The organism is Collinsella aerofaciens, from assembly GCF_040915425.1.
Classification (GTDB): Bacteria; Actinomycetota; Coriobacteriia; order Coriobacteriales; family Coriobacteriaceae; genus Collinsella; species Collinsella aerofaciens_BW.
In genome coordinates this window covers 1-12,492 of sequence record NZ_JBCPDN010000065.1, presented here as the reverse complement: position 1 = coordinate 12,492, position 12,492 = coordinate 1, and the positions used below count along the sequence as shown (strand labels likewise).

Here is a 12,492-nt window from a genome sequence, read left to right as displayed (position 1 = left end):
GGCCCGTTCTGGGCGCGCCTCAATCGTAGCCCGAGACAGTCCCAGGCTGACAATTTCGACTGTAATGGACGTTCTTGTTTGACCAGTCGTTTAAGAACGTCCCCAACGACTACCCTCGCGTATCGCATGCGCGCCGGGCTTCGGGGGCCAGGCGCACTCTGTTAAACATGCCCTCGGATCGCACGTTTCCCTTCGAATCGATCATACAAGCCCCCAATCCGTTTGGTTTCCCCAGATTGTGAGCCCGCACACCCAAGCCGCACCGCCCGCCGTTCAGTTGAAACCACCTGCAAAAAAGGAACAGGTTTATTTTGGCAGGTTTTATCTGGGCAAACGTCCAAACCGACGTAAGGGAGTTGCCTTCCCTCGTGGCGGTCTTCTAGCAGAAAAACCAAGTGAGTAGGCTTTTTGCAGAAGGCCGAGCACACCCTAAAACGCCACAGCTCTAACCTGCGGTTTCATCGATTATTTGTCGCGATGTGCTCGGCAGGTTCAAAAAAGTCTACTCACTTGTATCTGAGACGCACCAGGTAGGCAAAAACCGCCGCGAAAAGGCCCCTGGTCCCTTCGCGGCGGTCATACGCCTCTGATTTTGTGACGATTTTGCCCGCTTGTTACTCGCTGTAGCGGGTGGCGATGGCAGCTTGTACCATGCCGGTGCTCATGAGATAGGTCACCAGGAAGTAGCCGCCATAAGCTGCCAGGAAGATTGCACAGGTGAGGCCAACGGTGCCGCCGATGCTCATATTTCCGAAAATACTCACCAGCTCGATGATCACCTTAAGTGCCACAAAGGAGTGTGCCAGGCCCACTGCCAGCGGGAACAGGAAGAATACCGCTTGCTGTGCCATCACCGAATGGCGAATCTGGCGGTCGTCACAGCCGATCTGCGCCAGCACACGATAGCTGCGGCTGCCGTCGGCCACGTTGGAGAGTTGCTGGATCGACAGAATCGCCGCGCATGCAACGACCAATACAAAGCCGATGTAGATGGCTAGGTAGCTAATCAAGCCGTTCATCTGCGCTGCCTGCGTGTACATCACGGAGCGTGTGATGAAGGTTCCCCACAACCCCGGCTCCTTGCCGTCAACGAGCAGATTGTCGAGCAGAGTGTATTTAATGCTCTCGTCTGCCTCGGTCGTATCCATCCCCTGTTTGTAGTTAACGAGCAGGCTACTGGAATACGGCTGCAGATTAAGTTGGGACAGCAGCTCGTCGGCAACGACGACGGTACCCGGATTACTGCCCATCGCCGAGTTGGCGATGGCCGCCGTATCTTCGTCCGACTTATCGGTTGCGGGCTTGAGCTCATGCCCGCCCAAGGTAAGGGCATGGCCGCCAGCCATATACTTGGTGTACAGGTCGACCAGCTCGCCGCCCATATCACACGTGAGCAGATACTGGTCGTGACCGATGTGCACCGGCTCCTCGCCCATCATCTGACGCAGTTTGTTGTACTGACTCGCCGGCGTCACAAACAGACCCATCGCATCGGCATTGCTACCCCCGAACGCCTTGGGAAGCTTTTCGCCCATGATCTTGCACATCTCACTTGGGGTCACCGAAGGATCCGAACCGCTAAACGGGTAACTCAGATACGAATCGATCTGCACATGCTCACCGGCAACATCGGCGATATTGACCTTCTTGGCGGTCTCGTCGTTGTTGTCCGCCGACTTGCCCTTAATACCGTCTGCAACGTTATCGTGATCGATACGATCGCCGTGCCATGCGGAGTACAAATCGACCGTACTATCGGCCAGCACCATGCGATCGGCCTCAGACGGATTGACATACTCTTTGTAGTAGTCGAGCGTTTCGGGCGTGTAATAGACATACGTCTGAGACACATCAACAGGGTTATAGCGCTCCAGGTTTTCGTTCATCACGTTGGCAATCGACATACCGCACGTCACAGAAGTGATGGCCAAAAACAGGAGCATCGCGATGACGCCCATCGAAAAGCACACCGTGTTGACCTTGGCCGCAAGCTGGCGCACGGTAAACATGTTGAGGCCGCGCCAATACACGCCGCGCAGGCTCTGCAGCAGCTTGATGAGCATGCCCGAGAGTCCCCAGAACAGGGCAAAGGTGCCCACGGTAACCATAGCGGTCGTAATACCAAACTGGGTCATGGCCTCTTGCAGCTTGCTGTCCGTCGCGGTTAGCGGGAACCCATCACGTAGCAGACGGTAATAGGCCACGTCCACAAGCACCACGCCCACGGCAAAGATGGCAATCGCGATCCAGGGGTTGCGTGTCTTGATGCTCTCGTTGCGACGCTCGGCACCCATAAGCTCGATGAGTTTGGTACGACGCACGGCGCGAAGGTTCAGCAGTAGCGTAAGCACAAACATTACGAGCATGCAGACAAGGGTCAGATTGAACGCATGCACCGAGAAAAAGAAGTGGAAATTGGCGATCTGTGTCTTAAAGAGCGAGGCCGTAAAGAACGTCATGAGCTGGGAGAGTCCCACACCCAGCACAATGCCGGCGACAAAGGCCACGACCGATACCATCACGGTCTCGAGCGCCATGATCGTGGCGACGCGCCCGCGCCCCATGCCGAGCACCTGGTACAGGCCAAACTCCTTCTTGCGGCGTTTCATGATGAAGTTATTGGCATACACCATCAAAAAGGCCATGACACCGGCCAAAAAGTACGTCAGGTCGCCGAGCATGCTGCCCATAACCTGCGCCAAGCCCTTTTCATCGATGCCGGCGATGTCGACCTGCATCGAGATGGTGTTAAAGGCATAGAAGACCGTGACGCCCAGGGTGAGCGTCAAAAGGTAGACGAGGTAGTCGCGGCCGGCGCGGCGGACGTTGCCCCAAGCGAGTTTACAGAGCATCGGAGCCCTCACCGCCCATCATGGCAACGACCTCCATAATGCGGTCGAAAAACTCTCGGCGGTCGGTGTCGCCGCGGCGCAGCTCGGTGAAGATCTTGCCGTCGCGGATAAACAGCACACGGCTCGTGTAGCTGGCGGCAAAGCTGTCGTGCGTGACCATGAGCACGGTGGCGCGTAGGCGGCGGTTAAGGGCCTCCAGGCTCTCGAGCAGCAGGCGAGCGCTCTTGGAATCGAGAGCGCCGGTGGGCTCGTCGGCCATGATCATGGTGGGGTCGGTGACAAGCGCGCGAGCCGCGGCAACGCGCTGCTGCTGACCGCCGGACATCTGGTAGGGATACTTGTCGAGCACCTGACTGATGGACAGGCGCGCTGCCACATCCTGCACGCGGGTCGAGATCTCTGCCGAGTTTGTGCGGGCGATGGTGAGCGGCAAGGCGATGTTCTCGCGTGCCGTGAGCGTATCGAGCAGGTTGGAGTCCTGGAAGATAAAGCCGAGCTCCTCGCGGCGGAACTGCGAGAGCTTGGCCTGCTTCATGCGCGTAACGTCCTGCCCGTTTATGCGAATGGTGCCGCTTGTGGCGCTATCGATGGTCGACACGCAGTTGAGCAACGTTGACTTGCCCGAGCCCGAAGCGCCCATGATGCCAACAAATTCGCCGCGGTTGACAGTAAAGCTGACGTCGTTGAGCGCGCGGGTCACGTTGCCCAGCGCTCCATATACCTTTTCGAGATGCGCGACCTCCAGTACCGGGGTCGCCATGTGCGTGCTTTGCATACCGAGTCCTTTCTTGCGATTAGTCTACGGCATCTATAGTCGCAAGAAGACGAGTCGGCTACCATCGATATGGCTTACGCTTGCCTTACCGTTGTGTAAGGTACGGGTAGCTACCCTGCCACGTGTTGATGTTGAGAGAGGACTCCTGTTGAAGACTGTTCATGTTGCCGCTGGGATCATTCGCAAGGATGGATCTGACGAGCTGCTTGCCGTGCAGCGCGGCTACGGCGACATGCAGGGACTTTGGGAGTTCCCCGGTGGCAAGCTCATGCGCGGCGAGACGCCCGAGGACGCCGTACGCCGCGAGCTCATGGAAGAACTGCAGGTAAAAGTCACCAACCTGCGCGATTTCTATACCGTTGAGTACGACTACCCCGATTTCCATCTCTCGATGGAGTGTTACTACTGCTCGCTGGCCAAAGAGTCTGGCGAGCCCCAGAAACATGACCGCCAGCTCGATATCCGCTGGATTCCACGCACCTCGCTTGCCACCGTTGAGTGGATGCCCGCCGACAAGGGGCTCATTGATGCCCTGATTGAGTTGAAAGAAGACCGGCTTGAGGCCAACGGCACTGCCAACGACGCCGAGGCCACCACGGCCGACGAGCCCGCCACCAAGCCCAAGCGCGCACCTAAGCGCCGCAGCAAAAAGCGTCCCAAGCCCGGTCTGCTCGACGGCATCGATACCTCGGACCTTTCCGCCGACGAGCGTGAACTGGTGCGCCGCCGCGCCGCCATCAAAAAGTCCATGAAGGGCAACAAGCGTGCCAACACCAAGCCCGAGCTACTCGTACGACAGCGCCTGCGCGCAGCGGGCCTTACGGGTTATCGCTTGGAATGGAAAGTTCCCGGCAAGCCCGACATCGCCTTTCCCGGGCGCAAGATCGCCATCTTTGTCAACGGCTGCTTTTGGCACCGCTGCCCCAAGTGCAACCCTAGCCAGCCCAAGCGCAACGTTGAGTTTTGGGAGGCCAAGTTCCGTCGCAACGTCGAGCGCGACCGCACCGCCGTGGCGGCACTCACTCAAATGGGCTGGACGCCCATAACCATCTGGGAATGCGAACTCAAAAAGGACCGCATCGATGCCACCATGGAAAAGGTCATCGAGCGGGTGCGGGCCGCAGAGCCGCAGCGCTAAGAACGAGCCATCCACACGCCCCACACAGGCGCGCCACATCCGCGCCACAAACCTTAGAAAGCCCTTAAGCTCAAAACCTTTCAAGAGTGTTACCCGATAGCTTTGACCTGCGGTTTCATCGTTACATCAAACCTCATTAAGCCTTTCTTTAGCGCTTCTTTGCAACAGCCGCGGCATAATACTGCCAACGCACGGGACCTAGCAGCACACCCCGTGCGCAACCTTTTGGTGGACATCGAGGAGGCCGCATAAGCATGCATTCTTCCAATGACGCAGCACAGCAGCCATCCCTAAAACATGCTGACCTTTTCTCCTTCCCCCCCCCGACACAAAGAGACGGTCTCCTCGACTCCCCCACCAAAAAAGCCAAACGCTCAACCGACCAGGAACTCAACCTGCGAGCATCCTTCGAAAAGCTCCAATCATCCCTAAACAAGTCATTCCCCAACCAAGCCCGGGCATACTAACCCCTCATCAACAAAGTAGCCCTAACGCGCCACCCATTTCCGCCCCAACGCCACAAGGGCGATCGAGCAGGACGGCTTGGGCGGGTCCCCGTACTTAGTTTCCAAAATCATTCCGCAGCGCGAAAGGTTTTATCATTTTTCCGCCCAACGCCACAAGGGCGACGACCTCGAGTAGGTCAACCTGGGAGGGACGAGGGCTTAGTTCCCCAATCTTTCCGCAGGGGGCAAAAAGCCTCGCCGCACGAAGTGCGCAGCGAGGCTTTTTGCATGCCCGAGGACGATTGGGGAACTAAACCCTCGTCCCTCCCCGGGATATGTAGCGAGTCGGAGTACCCTTGCTGTTACTCTGCTTTGCCCACAGAGTTGAGGTTGGTCATGCGGATCTTAACCAGCTCGGTGATCTCACGCATACCCTCCTTGGCCGGCTTCTTGGGATCGAAGCAGGCGGGGTTCTCGGCCATGTAGGCCATGAAGCCCTTGGTGTAGGCCTGACGCAGCTCGGTGGCGTAGTTAACCTTGCAGATGCCGTTCTTCACAGCCTCGGCAACCTGCTCATCGGGCACACCGGAGGTGCCGTGCAGAACCAGCGGCACGTCGACGGCGTCGCGGATAGCCTTGACCACGGACTGCTCGATGTGCGGATCGCTCGTGTACACGCCGTGGCTGGTGCCAACGCCAATAGCCAGCGAGGTGCAGCCAGTGCGCTCGACGAACTCCTTGGCCTCGGCAGGATCGGTGTAAGGGCTCTCGCCCTCAACCGCAGGACCGTCGTCCTCCTTGCCGCCAACCTTGCCGAGCTCGGCCTCGACGGGCACGCCCATGGCGCGGCCAGCGTCGGCGACGGACTTGGTCAGAGCGATGTTGTCCTCGAAAGACTCGTGCGAACCGTCAATCATGACAGAGGTGTAGCCAGTGCGGAAAGCCTGCATGCAGCGGTCATAGCCATCGCCGTGATCGAGGTGCAGAGCGACGGGCACGGAAGCGCGCTCGGCGGCAGCCTTGACCATGCCGTAGAAGTAGTCCAGACCAGCGGTCTTGATGGTGCCCGGGGTGGTCTGCATGATGACGGGGGACTTGGTCTCCTCGGCAGCGGCCAGAACGGCCATAACAAACTCGAGGTTCTCGACGTTGAACGCGCCGACGGCGTAGTGGCCGGCCTGAGCGTCCTTGAGCATCTTTTCGGTGGTAACAAGTGCCATGAGCGTTTGCTCCTCTCCCTCGCCCGCATCTGGAGATCGGGCGTAGTTGTTCACAAGGCGTTTTACCTTGCGTTTTACTGCGCTCATTGTATGAAATTCAGCGGCTTTGCACGTGCGAGATATTGAGCCCATGCAGGTCAATACAGTCGTTTTTGAAAAGTAAACGGAAGGAATTGGAGCCGAGTGGGCGTGTTCGATATTGAATTTTGAGCGTTCAGCGTCTTTCTTTTATAGAAAAGATAAGTAATCGAAAGGTGTTTTCTTACTCAAAAAGAAAATGAACGAAAATAGAGTCAACACAATTCCTGCAAATTTAGCCGAGAATGGAGCAGACATGACCCAAGCTACCAACCGTGCTTTTGCCGACGAACGCCGCGCCGCCATCATGGAAATGCTCGAGCACAACGCCTCGGTGCAGGTAGCAGAAATCGCCCAGACCTTTGGCGTGTCCTCCGTCACCGCCCGCGCCGACCTGGACGCGCTCGCCGAAGCAGGCAAGCTGCGCCGCACACATGGTGGTGCCGTTTCGCTTCACAAGCGCCTGACCGTCTCCACGCAGGATCGCCGCATCAATGTCAACGTCGCCGCCAAGCAGGCCATCGCGCAAAGCGCCATCGAGCTCGTCAATGACGGCGACACGCTGCTCGTCGACTCGGGCACCACGGCGCTTGAGTTCGTCCGGCTCCTTGATCAGCGCGACGGCATCACCGTTATCACGGCCGACATTACCATCGCCGATTATATTGACGAGAGCATGCCCTCGGTCGATGTCGTCATGCTGGGCGGGGCACTGCGCAAAGGTCATCGCTATCTGTACGGCCCACTTACCATGCAGGCTCTCCAAATGGTCCACGCCGATCTTGCCGTCATGTGCCCTGGCGCTTTTGTTCCCGGCTGCGGCTTTACGACCGACTTTCCCCAGATGGCCGAGACCAAAACAGCTATGATCGCCGGAGCCCATCAAAGCGTCGCCCTCATGGACGCTAGCAAGGTTAACGGACGCGGCATGTACCGCTTTGCCGAGCTGACTGATGTCGACACCATCGTGATGGACCGTGACCCCGATCATGCCGTCGCCACCTCAATCGCCGAGGCCACCGACAGCGCACGTCCAGCCCTCATCATCGCCGGCGCTTAAACAAAAACCACCACAAAGGTGCCTGTCCCCTTTGTGGTGGTTGTGATGGCTGAGCGTCAAAAGTGAGCGTGTCGCTACTTGGACAGCTCGTCGGCGAGGGCCTCGATCTGGGCGCGCGAGGCTTCGTTGAGCGAGCCCAGCACAGTCACCTTGTTCTGCGTCAGGGTGATGTCCTTCATGCCCTCGAGCTCCTTGGTCATAACCTTGGCAGCCGCGGGTGCCCAAGAGCCGGCCTCGACGAGCGCCACCGTACGGTTCTGGTAGGCGTGCTCGGCGAGCGTATGGATGAAGGTGCTCATGCACGGGAAGATCTCGCCCTGATAGGTGATGGAGGCGAGCACCAGACGGTCGTAGCGGAACGCATCCTCAACGGCCTCGGCCATGTCGTCACGAGCCAGGTCAAAGACGGAGACCTTCTGGCCGCGAGCCTCAAGCGCAGATGCGAGCTCCTCGACGGCAGCCTTCAGATGCCCGTACACGCTCGCATAGGCAATCGTGATACCCTCGTCCTCGGGCTGATAGCTCGACCAGGTGTTATAGGTGTCGAGGTAGTAGCCCAGGTTCTCAGTCAGCACGGGGCCGTGGAGCGGGCAGATAATCTGGATGTCCAGGTCGGCGGCCTTCTTGAGGACGGCCTGCACGAACTTGCCGAACTTACCGACGATGCCAAAGTAGTAACGGCGCGCTTCGCAAGCCCAGCCCTCGGGATCCTCGATGTCGTTGGCGCCAAACTTGCCAAAACCGTCGGCACTAAAGAGCACCTTGTCGGTGGACTCGTAGGAGAAGAGCACCTCGGGCCAGTGAACATTGGGGGCACCGACAAAGGTTAGGCTGTGGCCGCCCAGGTCGAGCACGTCGCCATCTTTGACGACCATCTTGCGCTCGGGGAAGTCGGTGCCAAAGTAGTTGGCCATCATACGGAAGGCGCCCATGCTGGCAACAATCTGCGCCTGGGGATAGCGCTCCATAAAGGCGGCGATGCCGGCGGAGTGATCGGGCTCCATGTGATGGACGATCAGGTAGTCGGGCGTGCGGCCATCGAGCACGGCCTCGAGGTTGCCGAGCCACTCGTCAACAAAACCGCCGTCGACTGAATCGGCGACAGCGATCTTTTCGCCCAAGATAACGTAGCTGTTGTATGCCATGCCGTTCTCGGACACATCGTACTGGCCCTCGAACAGGTCAATGTCGTGATCGTTAACGCCAATGTAGCGGATATCCTTGGTGATCTCCATCGGGCAAAGCCTCCTAGATAGACAAAAGAGCCCGTCTATCATAGCACTCGTCTTCATAGCCACGGCTATCTGCCAGCATCCTTATCGATTGTTATTGAGGCGGAATATATCGCCATTGACCTGCAAAAACTATGTGCGCGGAGCTGCCGTGGTATGTCGAACGATAAGCTGGCCGGGAATACGAATGGCAACGGTTTTGTCCGTTGCCCCCGCCTTGGGAACCGCGTGCTCGAACACCTCGCGTCCACGCTGATGCAAATCGAATCGAACGGTCGTGAGCTCGTTGTGTGCCACAAAATCATCGAGCGAATCGTCGACGCCCACCACGCTCACGTCCTCGGGCACACGCAGGCCGCTATCGCGCAGCGCTGCAATCGCGCCATTTGCCATCTGGTCGTTTGCCGCGTAAATCGCCGTCATGGTGCGATCGTGCTCGGCCAGGTACCTGCCGGCCTCGTAGCCGCTGTTGGCAGACCAGTCGCCCTCGAGCGGCTCTGCCGGCTCGATGTGTTTACGCTCGAGTGCATCCTGCCAACCGGCGCGACGAAATTGCTCGTCGACCGAGAATGACGGGCCGCCAATATAGCGAATCTGCTCGTGCCCTAGCTCAAACAGGTGATCCATAAGCAATAGCGAGCAGCCGTAATGGTCGGAATCGACCGTGGTCACCCGCGGGTGCGCGTACATGGTAACGATGACCGTGCCAATGCCCGGCAGTGGATCAAACGTCTCAAAATCGGGCGCCATGCGACTCATGCCGATGATGATGCCGTCCACCGGCAATGCGGCCATACGACGCGTGGCCTCGGCAAGCGAAAACTCCTCGGTCTTGGACATCTCGACCAGCGTGATGGCGCAATTATGCTCGCGAGCAGCGCTGGCGATGCCGTCGATCATTGAGAGGTTGCCGAACTTGGTGACATCGTTGACGCACAGGCCGACCGAATGATAACGGCCGTCGCGCAGCGAGCGACCGGCATAACTCGGACGAAAGCCGAGCTTTTGCATAGCGGCCTGTACGCGCTGGCGCGTCTGCTCGTTAACGTTAGGCAAGCCGTTGGCGACGCGCGAAACCGTCTGCTGCGAAACGCCGGCAGCGCGGGCGACGTCGGCCATGGAGACCGGACGCGAACTGGTATCGTTGGACGGGCGCCTTGCCACAGGATCACCTTCACCCTTGCGAGATCTGAATAGCGTGAATGCCGGCCCGGGCAGAAATACATCCCGCGCCGAGGCCCGCTATCGTCGGACGCATGTTAACGTACTCTACTTTTTCTATCTGCATCTCTTCTGCTTTATAAGTCCATACGGTAGTACCGTTCACGGCTGAATTTCTACCGATTACCAGATTCTCAAAAAGTGACAAGCGATGTGTTATGAGTACGTTAACATAGCCCGTAACGTGCGGTATCGTGAACACTTGGTTCATGCCGCTTTAAGTTGTTAACGTACTCATAACGACGCAAAACCCACCCGGGCGCGCCAAGGAAAGGACTCCCATGACCACCCCCGACGAAAAGACATTCGCCACGCTCACCAAGCTGTTCGAGGAGGAGTTTGGCCCCATCGGCGACCGCCAGGTGCTCTACGTGCACGCGCCCGGCCGCTCCGAGATCAGCGGCAACCACACTGACCACGAGGGTGGCCACGTTATCGCCGGCTCGCTCGATGTCGCCGTCGACGGCATCGCCGTGGCAACCGATTCCAACAAGGTTCGCGTAGCCGACGAGGGCTATCCCACGTTTGAAATCGCGCTCGACACGCTAGACGTTCAGGAGTCCGAGAAGGGCACGTCCGCGAGCCTCGTCCGCGGCATGGCCCACGAAATCGCTGCTCTGGGCGTTGAGCCCCAGGGCTTCGACTTTGCCTTCACCTGCTCCGTCCCCTCGGGCGGCGGTCTTTCGAGCTCCGCTGCTGTCGAGGCGGCATACGGTCGCGCCATGGAGACGCTCTGGGACGCACCCGCCATCGAGCCCGTCGCGCTCGCCCAGATGAGCCAGCGCACCGAGAACAACTATTACGGCAAGCCCTGCGGTCTGATGGACCAGGCCGCCGTTTGCTTGGGCGGCCTCGCCTACATGGACTTTGAGGATCAGGCTCAGCCTAAAACCCAGAAGCTCGAGCTCAACTTTGAGGATCACGGTTATGCGCTCGTGCTCGTTAAGGTCGGTGCCGACCACGTGGCCGCCACCGACGACTACGCCGCCGTTCCGCGCGAGATGCAGGACGTCGCTGCCGAGTTTGGCAAGGCACGCCTGTGCGAGGTAAACGTGGCGGACTTTGACGCCAAGCTCCCCGAGCTGCGCGCCAAGCTGGGCGACCGCGCCTGCCTGCGCGCCGTTCACTACTGGTACGAAAACGGCCTGGTCGATAAGCGCTGGGCTGCCCTGAACGCCGGCGACATCGATCAGTTCCTGGTCCTGACGCGCGAGTCCGGCGCCAGCTCTGCCATGTACCTGCAGAATGTCGTTGCCAAGCTGGGCTCCGAGCAGCCTTCGATGTATGCCCTGGCACTGGCCGAGCACGTGCTCGACGGCCGTGGCGCCGTCCGTATCCACGGTGGCGGCTTTGGTGGCACCATCCAGGCCTTCGTGCCGCTCGACCTGGTCGACACCTTTATCACCAAGATGAACGGCTGGCTGGGCGAGGGCTCTGCCCGCCACTACGCAATTTCTGACAAGGGGGCTTACGCGGCATGGCTGTAATGACTGACGTGCGCGAGGCCGCGCAGAACCTGATCGAGTACGCTATCCACCGATCGATGATCGGCCAGGACGATCGCATCTGGGCGTATAACACCATTCTCGAGTGCATCGGTGCTACGGGCCCGGCGCTCGACATGGCCTGGGCGCTCCAGGTCGAGAAACTCTCGCTCTTGCACCCCGATACCCTGCCCAACTTTGACCTTGAAGGCACGCTTGCTGCGCTTGCCGAGGCTGCCGTTGCCAACGGCGCCGCCGAGGACACGGCGTCTGGCCGCGACCGCATTGCCATGCGCATTATGGGCGCGCTCATGCCGAGGCCTTCGGTTGTAAACGAGGAGTTCAACGGCCGCATGGGCGTCAACGAGCCCCGCGCCGCGACCGACTGGTTCTACGGTCTGTGCTGCGACGCCGGCTACGTGCGCCGCGCCGCCATCGCGCGCAACATCAAATGGAGCACCCCCACCAACTGGGGCGACCTGGAGATCACCATCAACCTGTCCAAGCCTGAGAAGGACCCGCGCGATATCGCCGCGGCAGGTGCAGCTAAGAACACGGGCGAGAAGTATCCCGCCTGCCAGCTCTGCATCGAAAACGAGGGCTATCCCGGACGCTCCGCCGCAGCCGACGGCGGCGCTCACCCCGCCCGCCAGAATCTGCGCGTCATCCCCATCCAGCTCGACGGCGAGCGCTGGGGCTTCCAGTACAGCCCGTACGCGTACTTTAACGAGCACTGCATTGCCATGAGCTCCGAGCATCGTCCGATGCACGTCGACCGCAAGGGTCTGACCTGCCTGCTCGACTTTGTGGACCTGTTCCCGCATTACTTTATTGGCTCCAACGCCGACCTGCCCATCGTGGGCGGCTCGATTCTGTCGCACGACCACTTCCAGGGCGGCGCGCACGAGTTCCCCATGATGCACGCCGCCGAGGTCTCGCAGTTTAGCGTGCCGGGCTTTGACCAGGTCATCGGTACCGTGTTACAG

At 59.4% G+C, this 12,492-nt stretch carries 8 protein-coding genes and 1 pseudogene; 4 read left to right on the top strand and 5 right to left on the bottom strand.

What is annotated here, in order from left to right; translation table 11 throughout:
• Positions 1–614: 614 nt before the first annotated feature.
• Together AB5164_RS08550 and AB5164_RS08545 are read right to left on the bottom strand one after the other, a co-directional pair.
• Positions 615–2,852 carry an FtsX-like permease family protein gene (locus AB5164_RS08550; RefSeq protein ID WP_368142839.1) on the bottom strand — a complete coding sequence of 746 codons (2,238 nt, stop codon included), beginning with the start codon at positions 2,850–2,852 and terminating at the stop codon, positions 615–617.
• Positions 2,842–3,627 carry an ABC transporter ATP-binding protein gene (locus AB5164_RS08545; RefSeq protein WP_276550570.1) on the bottom strand — a complete coding sequence of 262 codons (786 nt, stop codon included), beginning with the start codon at positions 3,625–3,627 and terminating at the stop codon, positions 2,842–2,844. Before AB5164_RS08545 ends, AB5164_RS08550 begins: the two co-directional genes overlap by 11 nt.
• A gap of 148 nt (positions 3,628–3,775) precedes the next feature.
• On the opposite strand from AB5164_RS08545, the gene vsr reads away from it, so the two are divergent.
• Entirely contained in the window at positions 3,776–4,765 is a 990-nt protein-coding gene (gene vsr / locus AB5164_RS08540) for a DNA mismatch endonuclease Vsr (protein WP_368142837.1), read from the top strand.
• 808 nt (positions 4,766–5,573) lie between these two features.
• Here the strand turns inward: vsr and AB5164_RS08535 are convergent.
• Positions 5,574–6,431 carry a class II fructose-bisphosphate aldolase gene (locus AB5164_RS08535; RefSeq protein WP_022095149.1) on the bottom strand — a complete coding sequence of 286 codons (858 nt, stop codon included), beginning with the start codon at positions 6,429–6,431 and terminating at the stop codon, positions 5,574–5,576.
• Positions 6,432–6,765: 334 nt separating this feature from the next.
• Here AB5164_RS08535 and AB5164_RS08530 point away from each other — a divergent pair, with 334 nt between their 5' ends.
• Entirely contained in the window at positions 6,766–7,569 is an 804-nt protein-coding gene (locus AB5164_RS08530; RefSeq protein ID WP_196032999.1) for a DeoR/GlpR family DNA-binding transcription regulator, read from the top strand.
• Positions 7,570–7,643: 74 nt separating this feature from the next.
• On the opposite strand, the gene AB5164_RS08525 is transcribed toward AB5164_RS08530, so the two are convergent.
• Both AB5164_RS08525 and AB5164_RS08520 read right to left on the bottom strand, forming a co-directional pair.
• A complete protein-coding gene (locus AB5164_RS08525; protein ID WP_368142836.1) occupies positions 7,644–8,804 on the bottom strand; it encodes an FprA family A-type flavoprotein in 1,161 nt (386 codons plus the stop codon).
• A 129-nt stretch (positions 8,805–8,933) separates the two neighbouring features.
• Positions 8,934–9,920 (bottom strand): LacI family DNA-binding transcriptional regulator, encoded by a 987-nt coding sequence (locus AB5164_RS08520; protein ID WP_052044120.1) that lies wholly within the window; start codon positions 9,918–9,920, stop codon positions 8,934–8,936.
• A 383-nt stretch (positions 9,921–10,303) separates the two neighbouring features.
• Between AB5164_RS08520 and AB5164_RS08515 the strand changes: the two genes are divergently transcribed.
• Positions 10,304–11,509, top strand: a complete 1,206-nt coding sequence (locus AB5164_RS08515) for a galactokinase (protein WP_195445006.1) — start codon at positions 10,304–10,306, stop codon at positions 11,507–11,509.
• Positions 11,500–12,492: pseudogene (locus AB5164_RS08510) on the top strand (UDP-glucose--hexose-1-phosphate uridylyltransferase); the annotation flags it as partial. The gene AB5164_RS08515 and the pseudogene AB5164_RS08510, both read left to right, overlap by 10 nt.

Excerpts from the sequence above, each read along its gene's own strand:
- AB5164_RS08550 (WP_368142839.1), bottom strand. The coding sequence starts at position 2,852 with ATGCTCTGTAAACTCGCTTGGGGCAACGTCCGCCGCGCCGGCCGCGAC.
- AB5164_RS08545 (WP_276550570.1), bottom strand. The coding sequence starts at position 3,627 with ATGCAAAGCACGCACATGGCGACCCCGGTACTGGAGGTCGCGCATCTC.
- AB5164_RS08535 (WP_022095149.1), bottom strand. The coding sequence starts at position 6,431 with ATGGCACTTGTTACCACCGAAAAGATGCTCAAGGACGCTCAGGCCGGC.
- AB5164_RS08530 (WP_196032999.1), top strand. The coding sequence starts at position 6,766 with ATGACCCAAGCTACCAACCGTGCTTTTGCCGACGAACGCCGCGCCGCC.
- AB5164_RS08525 (WP_368142836.1), bottom strand. The coding sequence starts at position 8,804 with ATGGAGATCACCAAGGATATCCGCTACATTGGCGTTAACGATCACGAC.
- AB5164_RS08520 (WP_052044120.1), bottom strand. The coding sequence starts at position 9,920 with ATGGCCGACGTCGCCCGCGCTGCCGGCGTTTCGCAGCAGACGGTTTCG.
- AB5164_RS08515 (WP_195445006.1), top strand. The coding sequence starts at position 10,304 with ATGACCACCCCCGACGAAAAGACATTCGCCACGCTCACCAAGCTGTTC.